This window comes from Saccharothrix sp. NPDC042600 (genome assembly GCF_040647305.1).
Taxonomy (GTDB): Bacteria; Actinomycetota; Actinomycetes; order Mycobacteriales; family Pseudonocardiaceae; genus Actinosynnema; species Actinosynnema mutabilis.
This window is the reverse complement of the sequence record NZ_JBEZBW010000117.1, coordinates 1-23,622: the sequence shown is the minus strand read 5'-3', so window position 1 is coordinate 23,622 and position 23,622 is coordinate 1. Positions and strand designations below refer to the sequence as shown.

The following is a 23,622-nucleotide window of genomic DNA, read 5'->3' as shown; positions in this document are numbered from 1 at the left end:
CTGCGATCAGCCCGGCCGGCCGGCGCGCACGCCGACCCGATCAGCCCGCCAGTGGCCGCGGGCCGACCGCCGCCCCGCAGGCCGACCCGGATCACGCCGGTGGCCGCGGGCCGACCGCCGCGCGGCCCGGAAGACCCGCGGCCGGCAAGTCGCACGCCGGCCACCGCCCGGCGTCCCCGCCCGGCCCGGAACAGACCGGTGGTCCGGTAACCTGGCCGGGTGGAGTTCCGGCGGGCACGGCGGCCCGAGCAGGTCGCGGCGCGGCGCGCGGCGATCCTGGACACCGCCGAGGCGATGCTGGCCGACACCGCCCTCACCGGGATCAGCCTGCGCGAGCTGAGCTGCCGCGTGGGCCTGGCCAAGTCCAACGTGCTGCGCTACTTCGACAGCCGCGAGGCCGTCTTCCTGGGCGTCCTCGACCGGCGGTGGGCCGCGTGGCTGGACGACGCCGAGGCCGCCGTCCGGGCCGTCGAGGCCGAGCCGGTCCCCTACGGGCGCGCCATCGCGATCGGCACCGCGCTGGCCGACTCGCTGCGCCGGCACCCGCTGCTGTGCGAGCTGCTGGCCTCGATGGCGGGCGTGCTGGAGCGCAACATCGGCCTGGACACCGCCCGCGAGGTCAAGGCGCGGGCCACCGACCACACCGCCCGCCTGGCCGACCTGGTCCGGACCGGGCTCCCCCAGCTCGACGACCGCGCCGCGACCCGGTTCGCCCGGTCGGTCGCGGTCGTCACCGCCGGGCTGTGGCCGCACGCCCACCCGACCGAGGACGTCGCCCGCGCCGCCGCCGAACTGGGCCTGCCGCCGGCCGCCGAGGTGTTCGCCACCGACCTGCGGGAGACCCTGGTGGACCAGCTCATCGGCCTGGTCGTCCGGTCGAGCTGACCGCGTACCCTCGGAAGAGACCACTGGTTCGTTAAGCCGGTCCGCGAGAAGACGGAGAGCGCCCATGGCCCGCACCGACGCCCCGCCCCGGCCGTCCACCCGCCGCCGGCTCGTGTTCAGCGCGGTGCTGGCCGTCATCAGCACGCTGCTGTTCTGGGTGCCGTGGACGGGTCTGCTCGCGCCGGGCGCGCAGTGGCCGGCGCCGGTGGTCGTCGTCGGCACGGCGGTGATCGCGGTGGCGTGGGTGGCGTTCCCGTTGCTGCTCGTGCGCGCCTTCACCCGCCACTCGGACCGGGTCGCGCGGATCGCCATGCCGTTGCTGGGCATCGCGTGGATCGCGTTCGCGTGGACGTTGGTCACGCACGTGCTGCGGCTCGCGCTGGCGGTCGCGGGCGTGGAGAACCCGTTCCGCGCGCGGTTCGTCGCCGTGCTGCTGCTGGTGCTCATCGTCGGGCTGGGCCTGTACGGGTACCGGCAGGCGATGCGCGTGCCGCCCGTGCGGCGGACGGACGTCGTGCTGCCGCGCCTGGACCCGGCGTTCGACGGGCTGACCATCGCGGTGCTCGCCGACACCCACTACGGCCCGATCGACCGCGCCGAGTGGTCGCGGCGGACCGTCCAGCGCGTCAACGAGGTGGGCGCGGACGTCGTGGTCCACGTCGGCGACATCGCGGACGGCACCGTCGAGCAGCGCCGCGACCAGTCCACCCCGCTGGCCGAAGTGCAAGCGCCGCAACGGTTCTACGTCTCCGGCAACCACGAGTACCTGAGCAACGCGCAGGCGTGGATGGAGCACATGGCCGAGCTGGGCTGGACGTCCCTGCACAACCAGCACCGCGTCCTGGAACGCGGCGGCGCGCGCCTGGTGTTCGCCGGCATCGACGACATCACCGCCGCGCACTCCGGCGAGCAAGGCCACGGGGCCGACCTCGCGGCGGCGCTGGCGGGCGTCGAGCCGACCGACCCCGTGGTGTTGTTGGCGCACCAGCCCAGCGAGATCGGCAAGGCCGTCGCGGCGGGCGTGGACCTGCAACTGTCCGGGCACACCCACGGCGGGCAGATCTGGCCGTTCCACCTGCTCGTGCGGTTGCAACAGCCGGTCGTGCGGGGCCTGTCCGACCACGGCGACCGCACGCGCCTCTACACCAGCCGGGGCGCGGGGTTCTGGGGACCACCCTTCCGCGTGTTCGCGCCCTCGGAGATCTCGCTGCTGACGTTGCGCTCGCGCTGAGGACGGGACCGTTCGGCACGCCCTCCTCCCCCGGGTGAGCGAGCGGTAATTGTTCGAACGTCGCAACAACGCCGGTTTCCGTGACCGCCCGACCACGAACCGCGACGATCGATAGCCGATTCAAATAACGGGACGACCGATTTCTGAATGAACGGTTCGACCGTTCAGTGGATTTCACCGGAGTCTGCCCTCCACGTAGCGTTGCCTGACCGGCGACCGCCCGCCGGCGAAGGGGCAGGAGAACACCGTCATGGGCATCGAGAACGCGGATGGCCGCGAATTCCTGGTCGTGGTGAACAACGAGGAGCAGTACTCGGTCTGGTTCGCCGACCGCGACCTCCCGCTCGGCTGGCGCGCCGAGGGCAAGACCGGTACCAGGCAAGAGTGCCTCGACCACATCGCCGCGGTGTGGACCGACATGCGACCCCGCAGTGTGCGGGAGCACCTCGCCGCGAACGGCTGAGGGGCCCGGTCGCACCCGTCCAACCGGTTGGTTCCACACCTTTTTTGCGGGCTGTCGAGGGCTGCCCGCAATTGTGGCCGATGAATCGGCACGCCCGAATGCGCCATTATTGGGGGAGGCTTTGGTGTACCCGGATCCGGCTGTCCGGACCACGCCCGCGCTGCCGTTGCAGCGGGGAATGATCGCCGCCGGTCTGCGCGACCCGGCCGCGGGCACGGACGTCATCCAGTGCGTGCAGCGGTTCGCCGCGCCGTTCGACGCGGAGGCCTACCTCGCCGCGTGGCGCAGGGCGGTCGAACGGCACCCGATCCTGCGCACGCGGTTCCGCTGGCGCGCCGACGGGGAGGCCGAGCAGTGGGCCGGCCCGGCCTCCGACGTGCCCGTGGTCGCGGACCTCGCCGGCCATGCCACCGATTCCGCCGCGCCCGCCGGCACCGCGTCCGCCGCCGGTGGCTCCGCGGGCAGCGATCTCGCCGCTTTCCTGGCCGCCGACCGGCGGGCGGGCGTCGATCCCGTCTCCGGGCCGCCGTTGCGGGTGCGGGCGTTGCCGGGTGGGGTCGTGGTCGCCACGTTCCACCACGCCATCCTCGACGGCCGGTCGCTCGCGATCCTGCTCTCCGAGATCGACGACGACTACGCCTCCGGCGGCACGGCCGTCTTCCCCGACCGGCCCGAGTTCGCCGACTACGCCCGCTGGTACGCCGAGCGCACCGCGCCCGACCACCCCCTGGCCGTCGCCGACCGCGAGTTCTGGGCCCGCGAGCTGGCCGACCTGCCCGAACCGGGGCTGCTGCCGTTGGAGCACAACGGTTCCGCGACGCCGGTCATGGGTGTGGCCGCCGCCGACCTCTCCGACGCCGAGACCGCCGCCGTGCGCACGCTGGCCGCCGCCGCCGGCGTCACGGTCAACACGGTCGTCCTCGCCGCGTGGGGCCTGGTGCTCGCCACGCACGCCCGCGGCGACGAAGCCGTCTTCGGCGTCACCCGCGCGGCACGGCACGGGTCTGTGCCGGGTGCGGAGGACATGGTCGGGCTGCTGCTGGCCACCGTGCCGCTGCGCCTGCCCGTCACCCTCGACGCGCCGGTCGCGGAGTGGCTGCGGACGGTGCGGGAGCGGTCGGTCGGCGCTCGGGACCACCAGCTCACGCCGTTGCCCGACATCCAGCGCGCCGCCGGGCACGACCAGCTCATGCGCAGCCTGGTGCTGTTCGAGCACCGGGAGATCAACACCGTGCTGTCCGCGCGACCGACCGCGCCCGCCGGCCGGACGGTCCGCATCCTGCGCAGCCCCGGCTACGCGATGACGCTCTACGCGTTCGCCGAGCCGCACCTGAGCGTGCAGCTCATCCACGACGTCACCCGCTTCCCCGACTGGGCCCCGGACGCGCTGCTCGCGCAGTTCCGCGAGCTGCTCGCGGGCATGGCCGAGGCGCCGGAGCGGCCGGTGCGGGAGCTGACCGAGCCGCGCGGCGCGGAGCTGGTGCGGCTGCTGGAGAAGTGGAACGACACGGCCGTCGAGTACCCCGCGGACGCGACCGTGCCGGCGTTGTTCGCCGAGCAGGTGCGGCTGCGGCCGGACGCCGACGCCGTGCACTCCCCCGCCGGCTGGCTGTCCTACGCCGAGCTGGACCGCCGCTCGAACCGGCTGGCGCACACGCTGCTGGCGCGGGGCGCGCGCCCGGACGAGCCGGTGGGCCTGGCGCTGCCGCGCGGCGCGGACCTGGTGACCGCGATGCTCGCCGTGGTGAAGACGGGCGCGGCCTACCTGCCGCTGGACCCGGCCAACCCGGCGGCGCGGGACGCGGTGGCGTTGCACGAGTCCGGCACGCGGCTGGTGGTGACCGACCGGGAACGTCCGTTGCCCGAAGGCGTTTCGGCGGTCCTGGTGTCCGATGTGGACGATTCCGACGAGCCGGTGCCGGCGCGGGCGCACCCGTTGAGCGTGGCGTACGTGAACTACACGTCCGGTTCGACCGGGCGGCCCAAGGGCGTGGCGGTGCCGCACCGGGGTGTCGTGCGGCTGGTGACGCGGCCGACGTTCGCGGAGTTCGGCCCGGGGCAGACGTTCCTGCACCTGTCGGCGACGGCGTTCGACCTGACCACGCTGGAGGTGTGGGGCGCGCTGCTGACCGGTGGCCGGGTGGTCGCCGCGCCCGAGGGTCCGCCCGACCCGGCGGTGCTGGGCGCGCTGGTGCGCGAGCACGGGGTGAGCGTGCTGTGGCTGACCGCCGGGCTGTTCCACCAGCTCGTGGCGCACGCGCCCGAGGTGCTGGAGCCGGTGGCGCAACTGCTGGCCGGCGGTGACGTGCTCGCTCCGGACGCCGTGCGGGCGGCGCTGGTCGCGCGCGGCGGCAAGCCGGTGGTCAACGGGTACGGGCCGACGGAGAACACGACCTTCACGTCGTGCTGCGTGGTCACCGACCCGCGGCAGGTCGGGGCGTCGGTGCCGATCGGGACGCCGATCCAGCGCAGCACGGTGTACGTGCTGGACGAGCGGATGCGGCCGGTGCCGGTCGGCGTGCCCGGCGAGCTCTACACCGGCGGCGCGGGGCTGGCGCGCGGGTACTGGGCCAACCCGGCGTTGACGGCGGACAAGTTCGTGCCCGACCCGTTCGGCGCGCCGGGCGGACGCCTGTACCGGACCGGTGACCTGGCGCGGTGGCGGCCGGACGGCGTGCTGGAGTTCCTGGGACGCGCGGACCAGCAGGTGAAGGTGCGCGGGTTCCTGGTCGAGCCGGCCGAGGTGGAAAGCGTTCTCCGCGAGTGCGACGGGGTCGTCGAGGCCCTGGTGCTGCCGTCCGGCGAGGGCGAGGCCCGGCACCTGGTGGCGTACGTGACCGGTGAGGTGGACGTCCCCGCGCTCCGCCGCCACACCGCCGACCGACTGCCCGCCTACCTGTGCCCGGCGCAGTACGTGGTGCTGCCGGAACTGCCGTTGAACCGCAGCGGGAAGGTCGATCGCGCCGCGTTGCGCGCGTTGCGGTCCACGGGCCGGCGTGCCGGCACCCCGCCCGCCGAGGGGACCCAGCGGCGCTTGGCCGGTCTGTGGCGGGCGCTGCTCGGGGTCGAGGACGTCTGCGCCGAGGACGACTTCTTCGCCGTGGGCGGCAACTCGTTGCTGGCGGTGCGCCTGGCGTTCCGCGTCCGCGACGAGTTCGGCGTGGACGTGCCGGTCGCCGAGCTGCACCGCGCGCGGACCCTGGCGGCCTGCGCGGCGGTCGTGGACGGCACCCGCAACGCCCGGACCCTGGCCACCATCACCCGCCGCGACCGCACGGCCTACCGCGTCCCCGCGCCCCGCAAGCCCGCCGAGGCCACCGAGGCCCCTGGACCCGCCGAAGCAACCGCACCCGCCCAAGCCACCGCACCCGCCCAAGCCGCCACACCCGCCCAAGCCACCGCACCCGCCCAAGCCGCCACGCACGCCGAAGCCGCCACGGCCGTCGCGCCGGCCGATCACCTGGTCGTCCCGCGCGGCACCGGGCGGTGGGCGGTCTGGCGCTGGGTCGAGTTGCGTGGCACGGGGTTCGGCATCGAGCAACTGCTCGCCGTCGCCTCCCCGCAGGCCGCCCGCGCCGCCGAAGCGGTGATCGCCGCCGACGACGTGGTGGGCGAAGCCCGGTGGGCCGCGTTCAAGGTGCTCCGCCGGGTCGAGGACGCGGCCGAGGGCGAGGAGCGCGCCAAGCTCCGGCGCGTCGGCAGGCTGGTGCGCAAGGGGCGCTTCGCCGAGGCACGGGCCGCGCTGGACGGGCCGGCCGAGGTGGACGCCGCGCTGGCCGAAGCCGCCCTCGCCGCCGCCCGGCACGAAGCCGCGCTGGCCCATTTCAGCGAGCGGTTCGAGGCCGGCCGCGCGAAGACCGCCGAGGTGCTGCGCGAGATCAGCGGCGACCCGAAGTTCCGCGAGGCCGTCGCCTGGCAGAACCCGCGCGCCCTCCAGACCGCCGTGGACGCCCTGCACAAGACGCGCAGCCGGACGCGCAACGTCGACTACCGCCGCTGGGAGCACACCGTCGTCAGCTACCTCCAGCGCTACTGCGCGAAGAACGACACGATCGGCTTCTTCGGCCCGGTCGGCTGGGCGCGGGTCGAGGACGACGCGGTGCGGGCGCTGTCCGTGCGGCCCGGTCCGAACCTGGTCGACCGCCGCACGGTCTACCTGGAGAACTGGGCCGTCCACGAACTCGCCGAGGCCCTGACCACCGACGCCGTCCGCCCGTGGGCCGTCCCGCGCCGGATGCCGTTCCTCGACGTCGACCACGACACCCTCCACGTGCCGCTGGCCGACCCGATCACGCTGCCGCCGCTGGACGCCGCCGTGCTCGGGGCGTGCGACGGCCGCCGCCGGGCCGTGGACATCGCCGACCACCTCGGCTTCGACCGGGAAACCGTCCTGGAGACCCTCGACCGCCTCCGGCAGGCCAAGCGGATCGCGTGGACGATGGAGGTGCCGCCCTCGGCGCTGCGCCCGGAACTGGCCCTGCGCGAGCAGATCGACCGCATCGGCGACCCGGACCTGCGGGACGGGGTCGGCGCGAAGCTGACCACCGTCGAGCGGGCGCGGGACGCGATCACGCAGGCCGTCGGCGACCCGGACCGGCTGGTCGCGGCGATCGGCGACCTGCAGGAGCAGTTCACCGCCATCACCGGCGCGGCGGCCGTCCGCCGGCCGGGCCTGTTCTACGCGGGCCGCACGCTGGTCCACGAGGAGTGCCGGCGCGACCTGGAGGTCACCCTCTCCCCCGCGCTGCTGGACACCCTGTGGCCCGCGCTGGAACTGGTCCTCGAAGCCGCCCGCTGGTTCACCCGCGCGGGCGCGGCCCTCTACACGCGGGCCCTGCACGAGGTGTTCCGGCAGAACGCCGCCGGGCGGACCGAGGTGCGCCTCGCCGACTTCTGGCTGTGGGCCAACGACACCATCTTCCGCCTGGACGACCGGCTGCTGGACCGGCTCGTCGCCGCCCTCCAATCCCGCTGGGCCACCGCCCTGGGCGGTCCCAAGGCCCACTACGACACCGACGAGGTCCGGGACGCCGTGCTGGAGGCGTTCGCCGCGCCCCGGCCGGGGTGGCGCGGCGCGGTCCAGCACAGCCCGGACGTGCTGCTCGCCGCCAAGGACGCCGACGCCGTGCGCGCGGGCGACTTCCACTGGGTGCTCGGCGAGGTGCACCCCGGTGTCAACACGATGCGGTCCGCGCTGTTCGTGTCCCAGCACCCCGACCCCGCGCAACTGCGGGAGGCGATGCGCCGGGACATGGCCGGCCCGCGCGTGGTCCTCACGACCACCCGCGAGCAGGGCGGCACGCCGCAGCGCCTCGCCGACGCCCTGGTGCTGCCGCACGACCTGCGGATCGTGTTCGGGCACGACTCGTGCGGCCCGGACCTGGACGGCGCGGTGCCCGTCGGCGCGTGCTCGGTGGTCGAGGTCGACGGCCGGCTGCGCGCCCGCAGCCGCGACGGCCGGGTGGACCTGGAGCTGGTGGAACTGCTCAACGAGCAGATCATGGCCCAGCTGGTCCAGAAGTTCCGGCTGCTGCCCGCCGGCGCGCACACGCCCCGGGTGACGCTGGACCGGCTCGTGGTGGCGCGGGAGAGCTGGCGGTTGCCCCCGGCCTCCTGCGGGTTCGCCTTCGCCCCGGACGAGCCGAGCCGGTTCCTGGGCGCGCAGGCGTGGCGGCGGGAGCACGGCGTCCCCCGGTTCGTGTTCGTCAAGAGCCCGATCGAGCACAAGCCGTTCTACGCGGACCTCGAAAGCGGTCCGTCGGTGGAGTTGTTCGCGCACGCGGTGCGCGCGTTGGAGCGGGAAGAGCCGGACGCGCCCCTGGCGGTCGGCGAGATGCTGCCGGGCCCGGACGCCTTGTGGTTGACCGACGCCCAGGGCAACCGGCACACCGCGGAGTTCCGGCTGGTCGCCGTCGACCGCCGGGGTTGGCACCAGGGAGGAACGCGGTGAGCACGGTGACCCCCGAACTGTTCCGGTTCCCCGCTTCGTCGGGGCAGCGCCGGCTGTGGCTGCTGGACCAGCTCATGCCGGCCAGCCCGGTCTACAACATCGGCTGGCGGGTGGCGCTGGACGGCCCGCTGGACGTCGAGGCGCTGCACCGCGCGTTGAACGCGGTCGTCGCCCGGCACGAGGCGCTGCGGACCCGGTTCGCCGACGAGGACGGCGTCCCGGTGCAGGTCGTGGCGGAGGCGCAGCACGTGCCGCTGCCGACCGTGGCCGCCGACGACGTGGACGCCGCGGTCAAGGCCCTGGTGCGCGAACCGTTCGACCTGCACACCGGACCGCTGCTGCGCGCCACCCTGGTGAACGCCGACGTGCTGGTCCTGGTGCTGCACCACAGCATCGCCGACGGCTGGTCGTGCGCGGTGCTGTTCGACGAGCTGGCCCGGTGCTACGCCGGGGACGCCGACCTGCCCGAGCTGCCCGTCCAGTACCCGGACTACGCGCTGTGGCAACAGGAGCAGGTCGAGGCGGGCGCGTTCGCCGACGACGCCCGCCACTGGTCGGAGGCCCTGCGCGGCGCGCCGACCGTCCTCCCGCTGCCCGGCGACCGCCCGCGCCCGGACTCCCCCACCGGGCGCGGCGCGGAACTGCGCCGGGAGCTGACCGTCGCCGACGGGTCGTTCGCGCACCTGCTCGCGCGGTTCCAGTGCGTGCTGCACCGGGTCACCGGCCAGGGCGACTTCCTGGTCGCCACCCCGGTCGCCGCGCGCACCCGGCCGGAGACCGAGGGCCTGGTCGGGTTCGTGGCCAACACCCTGCCGCTGCGCGCCACCTTCGAGCCCGAGACCACCCTGGGTGACGTGGTGCGGGCCGCCGAACAGGCGACCGTGGCCGCGCTGGAGCACCAGGACCTGCCGTTCGAGCAGGTGGTGGACCTGGTCGCGCCCGAGCGGACGTTGGCCCACGCGCCGCTGGTGCAGGTGATGTTCGCCGTCGAACCGCTGCCGCCGGCGCGGCGGGCGGGCGCGTTGACCCTGCGGCCCGAGCCGGTGTCCAACGGCGGCGCGAAGTTCGACCTGTCGCTGACCGTGGAACGCGACGGCGACACGTGGTTCGGCCGCTGGCAGTACGACGCCGAGCTGTTCGGGGAAGCCACGATCGCCGCGCTGCACGACGCCTTCGCCGCGCTCACCGGGGACATCGACCCCGGCACGAAGGTCGCCGAACTCCCCCTCACCGGGACCCCCGCGCCCCAACCCGCCGGCAAGGCCGCGCGCAGCGCCCTGGACCTGATCGGCGAGGCGCTCGCCGCCCACCCGGACGCGCTGCTCGACACCATGACCCACCGGGGGCTCGACCGGGCCGCGAACCGCCTCGCCCACGCCCTCCAGGCGGCGGGCGCGCGACCGGACGACCCGGTGGCGCTGTGCCTGGAACGCGGCGAGCCGACGATCATCGGCATCCTCGCGGCGTGGAAGGTCGGCGCGGGCTACCTGCCGCTGGACCCGTCGTGGCCGGTCGAACGCCTGACGACGATGGCGACCGACGCCGGTGTCCCGGTGCTGGTCACCGATTCGCCCGAGAAGGCCCTGGACGGGCCGTGGACCACGGTGGACCTGACCGGGTTGGACCTCACCGGCGTGGACGGGCCCGACACGCCGCCGGACGCCGTGCCGCCGATCCCGGAGAGCCTGGCGTACGTCATCTACACCTCCGGCTCGACCGGGAGGCCGAAGGGCGTCCGGGTCACCCAGGGCGGGTTGGCCGAGCTGCTCACGTCGATGAACCGCCTGCTGAGCCTGTCCCCCGAGGACCACTTGGCCTCCATCAGCACGCCCGCGTTCGACGTGTCCACGGTGGAGATGCTGGTGCCGCTGCTCAGCGGCGCCCGGTTCACCGCCGTGCCCGCGGCGGACGTGGCCGACGGCGCGCTGCTGCGCCGGCGCATCGCCGAGTCCGGGGCGACGGTCGTGCAGGGCGGCCCGGCCGGATGGCGGATGGTCGTGGCCGCGGGCGGGGTGCCCGACCACGTCCGGCTGCGGGTGACCGGCGGCGAGGTGCTGACCCGGGACCTGGCCGACGACCTCCAGTCCGACGGGGCGACCCTCATCGACGGCTACGGCCCCACCGAGACCACCGTGTACTCCACGGCCGGCGTGGTGCCGCGCGGCCCCGCGCCGGTGCGGCTCGGGCCGGCCGTCGACGGGACGACCCTGCACGTGCTGGACCCGTTGCTGCGCCCGGTGCTGCCCGGCGTCATCGGCGAGCTGCACATCGGCGGCGCGGGCGTGGCCCGCGGCTACCACGGCCTGCCCGCGCTGACCGCGGACAAGTTCCTGCCCGACCCCTTCGGCGGTGACCGGCTCTACGCCACCGGCGACCTGGTCCGGCCGCGCGCCGACGGGACGCTGGAGTTCCTGGGCCGCGCCGACCGGCAGGTCAAGATCCGCGGGTTCCGCATCGAGCCCGGCGAGGTCGAGGCCGTGCTGCGGGCGCACCCCGACGTGGCCGACGCCGTGGTCACCACGTGGTCGGCGGGCGCGGCGGACGTCCGGCTGGTCGCCCACGTCGTGCTGCACCGGCCGGTCGCGGACCTGCGCCCGCACCTGGCGACCCGGCTGCCGGAGTACATGATCCCGGCGGCCGTGGTGGAGCTGGCGGCGCTGCCGCGCACCGGCACCGGCAAGATCGACCGGGCCGCGCTGCCCGAGCCGGAGTGGACCGGCGCGGCGACCGAGCACGTGCCGCCGCGCGACGACGCCGAGGCCCGGATCGCGCAGATCTGGCGGGACGTGCTGAGCCTGCCGGGCGACGTCGGCGTGCACGACAACTTCTTCGCGCTGGGCGGCCACTCGCTGACCGCGACCCAGATGCTGGCCCGCGTCCGCACGACGTTGGGCGCGGACCTGCCGCTGGCGGCGCTGTTCGCCGCGCCCACCATCGCGGGCCTGCGCGCGGCGATGGACACCGCGGGGGTCGGCGCGCGCGGCCCGGTGCCGCTGCTGGACCAGTTGGACGACCTGTCCGACGAGGAGATCGACCGGTTGCTGGGGACGTTGAGCGAGGACGGGCTGTGAGCGACGCGGTGGTGGTCGGGGCGGGCCTCGCGGGCTCGCTGGTGTCGGTCTACCTGGCCCGGCGCGGGTTCACCGTGCGGGTGCTGGAACGGCGGGAGGACCCGCGCACGCCCGGCGCGCGCGAGGCGGGCCGGTCGATCAACCTCGGCCTGTCCCAGCGCGGGATCGTGGCGCTGAGGGAGATCGGCCTGCTGGACTCGTTGAAGCCGCTCACCGTGCCGATGCGCGGCCGGGTGGTGCACGCGCCCGACGGGACGTTGCGGTTCCAGCCCTACGGGACCGAAGAGGACCAGATCCTGCACTCGGTGCTGCGCCACGACCTGAACGTGGCGTTGATCGACGAGGCCGAGAAGCAGGGCGTGGAGTTCTTCTGGGGCCGCAAGGTCGTGTCCGTGGACCGCGACAAGCCGTCCGTGGCGACCGAGGACGGCGAGTTCGAGGCGGACCTGGTCGTCGGCGCGGACGGCGCGTTCTCCGCCGTCCGCGCCCACCTCGGGCGGGGCCGCCGGATGACGCTGCACCAGGAATACCTGGAGTGGGGGTACAAGGAGCTGCTGATCCCGGTCGGCGACGACGGTGAGCCGCGCACGGAGTTGCGGGCGCTGCACGTGTGGCCGGGTGAAGACGGGCTGATCGTGGCCCACCCCAACGCGGACGGCTCGCTCACCGCCACGGTGTTCCTGCCGTTCGACGGGGCGCAGGGCTTCGCCGGGCTGGACACGGCCGCGCGGGTGCGGGAGTTCTTCGCCCGCCGCTTCCCCGACACGCTGACCCTGATCCCGGACGTGGTGGAGCAGTTCCTGGCGCACCCGCCCGCGAGCCTGGTCACCATCCGCACCGCGCCCTGGCACCTGGCCACCGGGTCCGGCCGCGGGGTGGTGCTGCTGGGCGACGCCGCGCACGCGGTGTACCCGTTCTTCGGGCAGGGCATGAACGCGGCGTTCGAGGACTGCTCGGTCCTGGACCGCTGCCTGGCCGCCCACCCGCGCGACCTGCCGGCGGCGCTGGCCGCCTTCGAGGCCGCGCGCCGGCCGCACACCGACGTGCTGGCGGAGCTGTCCAAGCGCAACTTCGTGGAACTGCGCGACAAGCTGCGCTCGCCGCTGTTCCTGGCCCGCAAGAAGGCCGACCTGGTGCTGCACCGGCTGTTCCCGCGCTCCTGGGTGCCGCTCTACACCCTGATCGCGCACACGACCACGCCCTACGGCGAAGCCCTGGCCCGCTCCCGGCGCCAGGACCGCCTGTTGGCCACGACGACCGCGCTCACCGGCGCGGCACTGGCGGTGCTCACACACCGAGCCCGCCGCAAGAGGCAGGTGACATGATGCTGCTCCACCCGAACCGGCCGGCCCATCCCCTGGTCGAGCCGTCGGACTTCGCCGCCCCCACGCTCCCCGAGCAGGTCGCCGCCCACGAGGCCGCGCTGCGGACGGTGTTCGCGTGGGCGGCCGAGTACCTGTGCGCGCCGCACCCCGAGCTGGGCCGGCGCGGCGACGTGTGCCCGTTCACCGACACGTCCCTGCAGAAGGGCCTGTTCTTCCTGTCGGTGCACCCGGGCCGGCCCACCGAGCCCGCGGAGCTGGCCGAGCTGCTGCTGCACTACCGCGACTGGTTCGCCGAGCTGGAGCCGCGGTCCGGGCCGGGCGCGCAGTTCAAGACGATCCTGGTGCTGTTCCCGGAGCTGCGCGAACCCGCCGACTGGTCGGTGGTGGACCGCACGCAGGAGCTGCTCAAGCCCGAGTACACCGCGAACGGCCTGATGGTCGGCGAGTTCCACCCCGGCCCGCCGGACAAGGCGGGCCTGTGGAACCCGGTGTTCCGGCCGTTGAACAGCCCGGTGCCCATGCTGGCCATCCGGCACATGGTGCCCACGGACTTCCCGTTCCTGCGGGACGACGACGTGACCCTCGCCGCGTACCTGGAGCGCTTCGGCGACCGGGTGCCCACGCACCTGCGCGGGGACGTCCGCGCCGCCGCCGACCGACTCGCCACGTCCGGGAGCTGACCATGACCCACCCCGACGCCGGGGCCGCCGCGCGCAAGCGGGAGCTGCTGGCCCGGAGGCTGCGCGAGCGGGCGGCGAAACCGGCCGCCTACCCGCTGTCGTTCGGGCAGCAACGCCTGTGGTTCCTGGAGAAGTTCTCCCCCGGCGGCGCGGTCTACAACATCCCGCTGGGCCTGCGCCTGCGCGGACCGCTGGACCGCGCGGCCCTGAAGGAGGCCTTGGACTTCGTCGTGGCGCGGCACGCGGCCCTGCGCACCACCTTCCCGGACTCGGGCGGCGAACCCGTGCAGCTGGTCGCGCCCACCGGCGTGGCCACCCTGGAGGACTTCGCCCTGCCCGAGGGCGACCGGGACGTGGTGGCGCGGGAGTTCGCCGACCGGCGCGGCGCGGTCGGGTTCGACCTCCAGCGCGGGCCGCTGTTCACCGCCTCGCTGGGCCGGTTCGCCGCCGACGACCACGTGCTGGTGCTCAACCTGCACCACATCACCTCCGACGCCTGGTCGCTGTCGGTGCTGCTGGGCGAGCTGGGCGAGGCCTACGCGGCGGCGCTGGACGGCCGGGCGCCGGACCTGCCGGAGCTGCGGTTGCAGTACCCGGACTTCGCGGTGTGGCAACGCGACCGGATGGCGGGCGAGGTCGCGGAGAACCACCTGGAGTTCTGGGCGCGCCACCTCGACGGCGCGCCCGAACTGCTGACCCTGCCGACCGACCGGCCGCGCCCCTCCGTGAGCACGTACCGGGGCGCGCTGCGCTACGGAACCGTCCCGGCGCAGACGCTGGCGGCGCTGGAGTCGTTGGCGCGCAAGCACGGCGTGACCCTGTTCATGGTGCTGCTGGCCGCGTTCTCGGCCCGGCTGGGGCGGTTGGCGGGCCAGGACGACGTGGTCGTGGGCACGCCGGTCGCCGGCCGCTCGCACCCGGACCTGGAAGGGCTGATCGGGTTCTTCGTCAACACGATCGCCCTGCGCACCGCGGTGGGCGGCGACCCGACGTTCGCCGAGCTGCTGGAGCGCGCCAAGACGTCCACAGTGGACGGTCTGGCGCACGCGGAGCTGCCGTTCGAGCGGCTCGTGGAGCACCTGCGGCCCCAGCGCAGCCTGGGCCACGCGCCGCTGTTCCAGGCCCAGCTCATCCTCCAGAACACGCCACCGCTCGCGCTCGGCCTGCGCGGGCTGGCGGTCGAGCCGATCACGCCCGACCCGGGCGTCTCGAAGTTCGACATCACGGTGGCGGCCGAGCACCGGGGCGACACGCTCGCGCTGGGCGTCGAGTACAGCACGGACCTGTTCGACGAGGACACGATCGTCGAGTTCACCGACCGGCTGATCGCCCTGCTCACCGCCGCCGCGGAACACCCGGAGCGGCGGATCTCCGAACTCGACGCGCTGACCGGCGTGCGCCGCTGGGAGGTCCTGGAGGGCTTCAACGCCACCGACCTGCCGCTGCCGGACGCCACGACCGCGCTCGACCTCGTCGCGGGCGACCCGGACGCGCCCGCCGTCGGACCGCTGAGCTACCGCGACCTGGGCGAGCGGTCCGACCACATCGCCGCGCTGCTGCAAGCGCACGGCGTCGGCCGGGGCTCGCTGGTCGCCCTGCACCTGCCGCGCACGCCGGACCTGGTCGCGGCCGTCCTGGGCGTGTGGAAGGCGGGCGCGGCCTACGTCCCGCTCGACCCGGGTTGGCCGCCGAACCGGCTCGCGCTGATGCTCGCCGACTCCGGCGCGGAGGTCGTGCTGACCGATCCCGCGCTCGACCCGCTGCCGTTCGACGGCGTGTTCCTCACGCCGGCCGACGCCACGCCCGCCGAGCCGACGCCCACCCCGGTGCACCCGGAAGACCTGGCCTACGTGATCTACACGTCCGGTTCGACCGGCACGCCCAAGGGCGTCGAGGTGCCGCACCGGGCCGTGGTGAACCTGCTGGTGTCGTTCCAGCAGGTGTTCGAGCTGGGCCCGGACGACCGGCTGGCGGCGGTCACCACGTTGTCGTTCGACATCTCCGTGCTGGAACTGCTGCTGCCGCTCACCGCCGGCGCGTCGGTCGCCGTCGTGCCGCCCGAGGTCGCCGCCGACGGTGTCGCGTTGCGCGCGGCCCTCGCGGACGTGACCGTGCTGCAGGCCACCCCGGCGACCTGGCGGCTGCTGACCGAGACCGGCGGCGTCCCGGCCGGCGTGACCACCCGGATCTGCGGCGGCGAGGCGCTGCCCCGCGACCTCGCCGACGACCTGCTGACCGGCGACTGCCTGCTGTGGAACGTCTACGGCCCCACCGAGACCACGGTGTGGTCGGCCGCCGGCCTGGTGGACCCGTCGCCCGCGCCGGTCGTGATCGGCCCGCCCATCGGCAACACCCGCCTCTACGTCCTGGACGCGGGCCTGGAGCCGGTGCCGCCGGGCGTGGTCGGCGAGCTGCACATCGGCGGGCTGGGCGTGGCGCGCGGCTACCGGGGCCGCCCGGACCTGACCGCGAGCCGGTTCGTGCCCGACCCGTTCGCCGCCACCCCGGGCGCGCGGCTGTACGCGACCGGCGACCTGGTCCGCCACCGCGCCGACGGGACGCTGGAGTTCCTGGGGCGCGCCGACCACCAGGTCAAGGTGCGCGGGTTCCGCATCGAGCTGGGCGAGGTCGAGACCGCCCTGGTGGAGACCGGCGAGGTCCGGCAGGCCGTGGTGGTGCCGAGGGACGCCCGCCTGGTCGCCTACCTGGTCGCCGACCACCCGCTGGACTGGGCGCGGCTGCGCGCCGCGCTGGCCGGGCGGCTGCCGGACTACATGCTGCCCGCGACCGCGGTGCTGCTCGACGCGTTCCCGTTGACCCCCAACGGCAAGATCGACCGCCGGGCGCTGCCCGAGCCGGACTGGACGGCCGGCGGCGAGCGGGTCGCGCCGCGCGACGCGGTGGAGGAGGTGCTGGCGGGCATCTGGCGCGAGGTGCTGGCCGTGCCCGAGGTGGGCGTGCACGACGACTTCTTCGCCCTGGGCGGGCACTCGCTGCTGGCGGCGAAGGCGTTGGCGCGGGTGCACGGGGCGTTCGCCGTGTCGGTGCCGATCGGGCGGATGTTCGCCGCGCCGACGGTGGCCGGGCTGGCGGCGACGCTGCTGGCGCTGGACGAGCCGGACCGGATCACGGCCGTGGCGCAGCTGCGGGTGCAGCTCGCGGGGCTGTCCGACGAGGAGGTCGCGGCCATGCTCGGGGAGGGCTCGTGAAGCGGTTCGCCGTCGTCTGGGCCGGTCAGCTGGTCAGCGTGATCGGCTCGGCGCTGACCGCGTTCGTGCTGGGCGTGTGGGTGTACCTGGGGACCGGCTCGGTGACCCAGTTCGTGCTGATCCAGTTCTGCGCGGTGGTGCCGGGCATCCTGCTCGCGCCCTACGCGGGCGCGCTCGCGGACCGCTACGACCGGCGCCGGATCATGCTGGCCGCCGACACCGGCGCGGGCGTGGTGACCGCGTTGCTGCTGGTGTCGGTGAGCACGGACTCCCTCGCCGTGTGGCAGGTGTACGTGGCGTCGGCGCTGACCGCGACGCTGAACTCGTTCCACCTCATCGCGTACCAGGCGCTGGTGCCCGCGCTCGTGCCGGCCGAGCACCTGGGACGCGTCAACGGCCTCATGCAGCTCACCCAGGGCGTGCAGATCGCCGCGCCGCTGGTGGCGGGTGCGCTGCTCGGCCTGGTCGGACTGCGCGGCGTGCTGGTCATCGACGTGGTGTCGATGGTCTTCGCGGTCGCCGCGCTGCTGCTGGCCCGGCTCCCCGCGGGCGCGAGCGGGGGCCGGGGCGGCGGCGCCCCGGGGTTGGGCGCGGGCCTGCGCTGGCTGCGCGGCGCGCCCGGCCTGTTCACGCTGTGCGTGGTGTTCGGGCTGTGGAACTTCCTGTTCGCCGTGGCGGGCGGGTTGGTGCAGCCGCTGATCCTGTCGTTCTCCTCGCCGGCGACGCTGGGCGTGCTGATGGCGGCGGGCGGCAGCGGGTTGTTCGTCGGCGGCCTGGTGATGGGCGCGTGGGGCGGGCCGAAGCGGCGGGTGCTGGGCATCTACGCCGGGCTGGGGCTGGGCGGGGTGTTCCTGGTCCTGCACAGCCTCGCGCCCTCGCCGTGGCTGATCGCGGTGGCCGCGCCGGCGTTCCTGTTCACGCTGCCGCTGATGAACACGTGCTGCGTGACGTTGTTGCAGACCAAGGTGGACAAGGACGTGCTGGGCCGGGTGCTCGGCGTGGTGCGGACCCTGTCCACCGCGGCGATGCCCGTGGCCTACCTGGTGATCGGCCCGCTGTCCGACGGCGTGGCCGAACCGCTGATGGCCCCCGACGGCGCGCTGGCGTCGTCGCTGGGCGCGCTGATCGGCACCGGTGAGGGCCGCGGCATCGCCCTGATCTTCCTCGTGGTCGGCGTGCTGATGCTCGCGCTGACCGCGTTCGCCTGGTCGCGGCCCCGGCTGCGGACCGTGGACGACCTGCCCGACGCGGTGACCGCCACCCAGGCGCACCCGGACCGGGCGAACCCGGAGAGGACCCACTCGTGACCGAACTGTCCGACCACCGCGAGCGGCTGCTGGAGCGCCTGCTCGCCCAGCGCGGCCTGGGGGGCCGCCAGAGCGTGCCGCGCCGGCCGGAGGGCGCGGTCGTCCCGTTGACCGGCAACCAGCGCGGCCTGTGGCTGACCGGGCGGCTCGGTCTGGACGCCGGCGCGTACGCCATGTTCGCCGCGCTGCGGATCGCCGGCGACCTCGACCCCGAGCGGTTGCGGGAAGCCGTGGACATCGTCGTGGACCGGCACGAAGCGCTGCGCACCCGGATCGTGGACGACGAGGGGACGCCGGCGCAGCGGGTGCTGCCGTCGCTGTCGGTGCCGGTCGTGGTGACCGACCTCGACGGGTCGCTGGAGGACCTGGTGGTGTCCGAAGTGGACACGCCGTTCGACCTGGAGGCCGGGCCGCTGGTGCGGGTGCGGCTGATCCGGGTCGCGCCCGGGTCCTCGGCCCTCGTGGTGACCGCGCACCACATCGTGTGCGACGACGTGTCGCTGGGACAGGTGGCGCGCGAGATCGGCGACGCCTACGCGGGCGTGGCGCTGGAGCCGGTCGGGGCGCAGTTCCCCGACTACGCGCACTGGCAGTCCGGGCGGCTCGCGGACGGCGAGCGGCAGCGCCAGCTCGACCACTGGGCGGACCGGCTCGCCGGCGCGCCGGAGGTGCTGGACCTGGCGGCGGACCGGCCGCGCACCCCGAACCGGACGGTCGCGGGCGGCAGCCACCGGTTCGTCGTGCCCGCCGCGCTGACCGGGCGGCTGGCCGAGCTGACCCGCGCGCACGGCTGCACCACGTTCGCCGGGCTGCTGGCGGCGTTCTCCCTGGTGCTGGCGCGGCGGTCGGGCACGGACGACCTGGTGGTCGGCTCGCCGACCACCCACCGGCCGTTCCCGGAGCTGGAGCGGTCGGTGGGCATGTTCGTCACCACGACCGCGCTGCGCATGGACCTGTCCGGCGACCCGACCGTGGCCGAGCTGCTGGCGCGGGCCAAGGCCGTCGCCGTCGACGCGCTCGACCACGCCGAGGTCAGCTTCGACGAGGTGGCCGCGCGCGTCGCGCCCCGCCGCGACCTCGCGCACCACCCGCTGTTCCAGGTGATGCTGGTGCTCAACCGGGGTGGCGGCGCGGGGCGGTGGGCCGGGCTGCCCGCCGAGCCGCTGACCGTGGACCGGGGCACGAGCCGGTTCGACCTGACCCTGCACGTGCGGGAGACCGACGGCGACTGGCCCGCGAACCTCGACTACAGCACCGACCTGTTCGAGCCGGACACCGTGGCCCGGTTCGCCGAGCAGTTCCTGACCGTCCTGGCGTCGTGGACCGCCGGGAGCCGGCTGTCCACCGTGGCGTGGACGACCGAGGCGGACCGGGTCGCGGCGGAACTGCTCAACGCCCAGCCCGCGCCGGACGGCGCGGACGTGCTCACCCGGATCGCCGAACAGGTCCGGGCGCACCCCGACACCACCGCCGTGCTGGAGGTCGGCGGGTCGTCGTTGACGTTCGCGGAGTTGGACCGGCGGGCCAACAAGGTCGCGCACGTCCTGGCCGACCTCGGCGTCGGTCCGGAGGTACCGGTCGGGCTCGCGCTCAGGGCCGGCGCGGACGCGTTCGTGGCGCTGCTGGCGGTCCTCAAGGCCGGCGGCGCGTACGTGCCGCTGGACCCGGCGCACCCGCCCGCCCGGCTCGCCGGCCTGCTCGCGGACTGCGGCGCGCCCGTCGTGATCACCGCGCCGGGCTCGCGGGACCGGTTCGGCGGGTTCCACGGGGCGCTGCTGGACACCGCGGACGACGCGTTCACCGGGGAGGCCGGGGAACCGCCGGTCTTCGACGCGCACCCGGGCCGGCTCGCGTACGTGATCTACACGTCCGGCTCGACCGGGGTGCCCAAGGGCGTGCAGGTCCAGCACGACACGCTGGCCAACCTCGCCGGGGCGTTCGTCGAGCTGCACGACTTCGGGCCGGGGCAGCGGATCCTGATGGTCCCGCCGCTGAGCTTCGACGCGTCCGTGGGTGACGTGTTCCCGGCGTGGTGCGCCGGCGCGGCGGTGGCCGTGCACCCCGAACCGGCCGCGATCGGCGGCCCGGACCTGCTGCGGCTGTGCGCCGAGCACGAGCTGACCGCCGTGGACGCCCCGGCCGCGCTGTGGAAGCGGTGGGTGGCCGACCTGGAGGGCATCACGGACACCGGCGGTCCGCTCCGGGTCATGATGATCGGCGGCGAGGCCGTGCCGCCCGCCGCGGTCGCCGCCTGGGCCGCCGCCACCGGCGTCGCGCTGGTCAACCACTACGGCCCGACCGAGACCACGGTGTGCGCGACGGCGTACCGGACGCTGGACGCGGGCGAGGTCGACGCCCGTTCGGCCACCCTGCCCATCGGCCGGCCGTTGCCCGGTGTCCGCGCGTACGTGCTGGACGCCGACCTGCGCCCGGTTGCCGTGGGCGTCCCCGGGCAACTCCACATCGGCGGCCGGGCCCCCGCTCGCGGCTACCGCGGCGACCCGGCCCGCACCGCCTCGGTGTACCTGCCGGACCCGTCCGTGCCGGGCGGCCGGATGTACGCGACCGGCGACCTGACCCGCCTGCTGCCCGACGGGACCCTGGAGTTCCTGGGCCGGGTGGACGACCAGGTGAAGCTGCGCGGCCACCGCATCGAGCCGGGCGAGGTGCGCGCGGCCCTGCTCAAGCACCCCAGGCTGGTCGACGCGGCCGTGGCGGTGCGGTCGGACACCCTGGTGGCGTACGTGGTCGCGCGCCCCGGCGAGACCGCGCCGGAGCTGGACGAGCTGCGGGCGTTCTGCGCCGAGCACCTGCCCGAGTCGATGCTGCCCGGCGCCCGGGTGGCGCTGGAGGAACTGCCGCTCACCGCGCACGGCAAGGTGGACGTGCGCAAGCTGCCCGAGCCGGTGGTGGACGCGAAGCCGTACGAGCCGCCGCGCACGGCCGTCGAACGGGTGCTGGCCGAGATCTGGTCGGAGGTGCTCAACGCGCCGCTGGTCGGCCGGCACGACTCGTTCTTCGGGCTGGGCGGGCACTCGCTGATCGCGGCGGCCGTGCTGGCGAAGGTCCGGACCCTGCTGGGCGTGACCGTGCCGCTGCGGGCGCTGTTCGCCACCGCCGACCTGGCGGAGCTGGCCGAGGTGGTGGAGAGCGCGGCGGCGTCGGACCACACCTTCGCCAAGCGCTACAAGTCCGGCCTGCCCAGCGTCGAGCAGATGTGGCGCGACGCCACGCCACCCGACGACATCGCCCCCACCGCTCCGGCCGTGGCCGGCCCGGCTCAGCGAGTCCTGCTCACCGGCGCGACCGGCTTCCTGGGCGCACACCTGGTCGCCGAACTCCTCACCCGGACCGACGCCGAGATCCACTGCCTGGTCCGGGCGGAAACCCCGGCGGTGGCGTCCGCCCGCATCCGCGCCAACCTGCGCCGAGCACATCTCGACGTCCCCGAGGACGTCCTGACGCGCATCGTCCCCGTGGTCGGCGACATGTCCAAACCCATGCTGGGCCTGTCGGAACACGACTTCGACGGCCTGGCCGAGAGCATGGACGCCGTCTACCACAACGGCGCGGTGATGAACTTCGTGCTGACCTACCAGTGGATGATGCCGCCGCACGTGGGCAGCACGGTGGACGTCCTGCGCCTCGCCACCCGCTACCGCACGAAGCCGTTGCACCTGATGTCCACGCTGGGGGTCTTCCTGGGTGCCTCCTACGACCAGCAGGTGGTCAAGGAGACCGACCGGCCGGAGGACCCGGCGGGCCTGGACACCGGTTACCACACCACGAAGTGGGTGGCCGACATGATGGGCGTGCTGGCCCGCGACCGCGGTGTTCCCGTGTCGATCCACCGGATCGCGGCGATCGTCGGCGACGTGCGGACCGGCACGGCGAAGACCGAGTCCTACCTGAGCCGCCAGATCGCGACCTGCGCCCACACCGGGGCCGTGCCCCGCACGCGGGACGTGATCGACATGCTCCCGGTGGACCGCTTGGCCGCCGCCATCGCCGGCATCTCGACCCGTCCCGAACACCACGGCAAGGACTTCCACTACTACCGGGCCGACGGTTTCCGCTACGCCGACCTGGGCGACGTGCTCACCGCCAAGGGCTACCCGACCAAGGCCCTGGACTACCAGGAGTGGCGCGCCCTGATGCTGGAGAGCCCGGACAGCGCCTTCGGCCCGCTGGCGTTCGGCCTCACCACCACCCGCCGCGCCCACCCGGTGTTCGACTGCACGGCCACGTGGGCGGCGGCGGCCGAGTGCGGCGTGGAGTTCCCCCCGGCCGACGCGGAGATGATCGGCCGCCACATCGACTTCCTGGCCACCGCGGGCGTCCTGCCGGAAAGGTCCTGACATGCCCCTGCACCTGGAACCGGGCGACGGCCCACCGTCCTTCGTGGACCTGATCGCCACCGCGGGCTACCGGGCGATGGCCGCGGCCCTGCGCCTGGGCGTCTTCGCGGCCCTCTCCCCCACTCCCCTGACGGCACCCCAATTGGCCACCACCCTCAACACCGACCCGCGCGGCACGGCCCTGCTGGCCGAGGCCTTGGTGGCTTTCGGCTACCTGGAACGCGAGGGCGACACGTACAGCAACACCGCGCCCACGGAGAAGTGGTTGTCCGGCAACGGCTACAGCGAGGTGGACCGCTTCTGGTCCACGGTGCTGTTCGAGTCCTGGGACGGCCTGGAGGACTCGATCCGCACCGGCAAGCCCGCCCTGGACTTCTACGGCTGGCTCTCCGAGCGCCCGGAGACGTTGGAACGCTTCCAACGCATGCTGTCCAGCCACGCGGACAGCATCGCCCCGGAGGTGACCACCCACGTCCCCACGGGCACGTCGTTGTTGGACATAGGCGGCGGCCACGCCAAGTACGCCATCCGCCTGTGCAAGGCCAACCCGGCTCTGCACGCCACGGTCATCGACCTACCCGAGGCCCTGGCCGTGGGCGAGGAAGCGGTGACCGCCGCGGCCCTGACGGACCGCATCACCCTCCGCCCCGGCGACTACGACGACCTGGACCTGGGCACCGACCACGACACCATCCTGCTGTTCAACGTGGTCCACGGCCGCCCAGCCGAAGCGAACCGAACCCTGCTGACCCGAGCAGCCGCCGCCCTGCGCCCAGGGGGCTCGGTGGTCCTGCTGGAACACGACGAACACAGCGAGGACCGAGCCGGCGACGCCTTCGCGAGGGTCTTCAGCCTCAACCTGTTCCACGGCCAAGGCGGCCAGGTCTACCCGACAACGGAAATCGAAGACTGGCTCCACACCGTCGGCCTGACCACCATCACCACCCACCCCCTGAGCACCTCCCCCGGCCAATCCTTGATCACAGCCACCAAACCAACCTGACCGCAAACGGCCACCCCGACCGCGAAGCGGTCCAACGGGCTGCCAAGCCACAGGAAGGGCCTCGGTTCGTTCCCCGTACGGCCTGGGCGCAGCCCAACCACGCTTTGGGGTTCTTGGCAACCAGCTTTTCCGGTTGCCAA

Annotated in this window: 11 protein-coding genes; all 11 read left to right on the top strand. The window is 74.5% G+C overall.

Annotated features, from left to right (window positions below; all coding sequences use genetic code 11):
• Window positions 1-219 precede the first annotated feature (219 nt).
• The 11 genes from AB0A74_RS37525 to AB0A74_RS37475 all read left to right on the top strand — a co-directional run bounded on the left by AB0A74_RS37525 (window position 220) and on the right by AB0A74_RS37475 (window position 23,482).
• Window positions 220-885 (top strand): TetR family transcriptional regulator, encoded by a 666-nt coding sequence (locus AB0A74_RS37525; protein WP_358257207.1) that lies wholly within the window; start codon window positions 220-222, stop codon window positions 883-885.
• A gap of 64 nt (window positions 886-949) precedes the next feature.
• Complete coding sequence (locus AB0A74_RS37520) at window positions 950-2,116, top strand: metallophosphoesterase (RefSeq protein WP_358257205.1); 1,167 nt, start codon at window positions 950-952, stop codon at window positions 2,114-2,116.
• 250 nt (window positions 2,117-2,366) lie between these two features.
• Window positions 2,367-2,579 carry an MbtH family NRPS accessory protein gene (locus AB0A74_RS37515; protein ID WP_358257204.1) on the top strand — a complete coding sequence of 71 codons (213 nt, stop codon included), beginning with the start codon at window positions 2,367-2,369 and terminating at the stop codon, window positions 2,577-2,579.
• A gap of 124 nt (window positions 2,580-2,703) precedes the next feature.
• Window positions 2,704-8,529 (top strand): amino acid adenylation domain-containing protein, encoded by a 5,826-nt coding sequence (locus AB0A74_RS37510; RefSeq protein WP_358257202.1) that lies wholly within the window; start codon window positions 2,704-2,706, stop codon window positions 8,527-8,529.
• Entirely contained in the window at window positions 8,526-11,600 is a 3,075-nt protein-coding gene (locus AB0A74_RS37505; protein ID WP_358257200.1) for an amino acid adenylation domain-containing protein, read from the top strand. Before AB0A74_RS37510 ends, AB0A74_RS37505 begins: the two co-directional genes overlap by 4 nt.
• The gene (locus AB0A74_RS37500; RefSeq protein ID WP_358257198.1) at window positions 11,597-12,925 is read left to right on the top strand and encodes an NAD(P)/FAD-dependent oxidoreductase; all 1,329 of its coding nucleotides are present in this window, start codon (window positions 11,597-11,599) and stop codon (window positions 12,923-12,925) included. The genes AB0A74_RS37505 and AB0A74_RS37500 overlap by 4 nt, the downstream gene beginning before the upstream one ends.
• Window positions 12,922-13,605: a DUF6875 domain-containing protein gene (locus tag AB0A74_RS37495; protein WP_358257197.1), complete on the top strand. Its 684-nt coding sequence runs from the start codon at window positions 12,922-12,924 to the stop codon at window positions 13,603-13,605. Before AB0A74_RS37500 ends, AB0A74_RS37495 begins: the two co-directional genes overlap by 4 nt.
• 2 nt (window positions 13,606-13,607) lie before the next feature.
• Window positions 13,608-16,814 carry an amino acid adenylation domain-containing protein gene (locus tag AB0A74_RS37490; RefSeq protein WP_358257195.1) on the top strand — a complete coding sequence of 1,069 codons (3,207 nt, stop codon included), beginning with the start codon at window positions 13,608-13,610 and terminating at the stop codon, window positions 16,812-16,814.
• Window positions 16,811-18,121, top strand: a complete 1,311-nt coding sequence (locus AB0A74_RS37485) for an MFS transporter (RefSeq protein ID WP_358257194.1) — start codon at window positions 16,811-16,813, stop codon at window positions 18,119-18,121. Before AB0A74_RS37490 ends, AB0A74_RS37485 begins: the two co-directional genes overlap by 4 nt.
• A complete protein-coding gene (locus AB0A74_RS37480; RefSeq protein ID WP_358257192.1) occupies window positions 18,118-22,479 on the top strand; it encodes an amino acid adenylation domain-containing protein in 4,362 nt (1,453 codons plus the stop codon). The genes AB0A74_RS37485 and AB0A74_RS37480 overlap by 4 nt, the downstream gene beginning before the upstream one ends.
• Window position 22,480: 1 nt before the next feature.
• Window positions 22,481-23,482, top strand: a complete 1,002-nt coding sequence (locus AB0A74_RS37475; RefSeq protein ID WP_358257190.1) for a class I SAM-dependent methyltransferase — start codon at window positions 22,481-22,483, stop codon at window positions 23,480-23,482.
• The last annotated feature ends 140 nt before the right edge of the window (window positions 23,483-23,622 follow it).

What these genes read in the sequence shown, in the direction of transcription:
- AB0A74_RS37495 (WP_358257197.1), top strand. Translation starts at nt 12,922, where the DNA reads ATGATGCTGCTCCACCCGAACCGGCCGGCCCATCCCCTGGTCGAGCCG.
- AB0A74_RS37475 (WP_358257190.1), top strand. Translation starts at nt 22,481, where the DNA reads ATGCCCCTGCACCTGGAACCGGGCGACGGCCCACCGTCCTTCGTGGAC.
- AB0A74_RS37490 (WP_358257195.1), top strand. Translation starts at nt 13,608, where the DNA reads ATGACCCACCCCGACGCCGGGGCCGCCGCGCGCAAGCGGGAGCTGCTG.
- AB0A74_RS37520 (WP_358257205.1), top strand. Translation starts at nt 950, where the DNA reads ATGGCCCGCACCGACGCCCCGCCCCGGCCGTCCACCCGCCGCCGGCTC.
- AB0A74_RS37515 (WP_358257204.1), top strand. Translation starts at nt 2,367, where the DNA reads ATGGGCATCGAGAACGCGGATGGCCGCGAATTCCTGGTCGTGGTGAAC.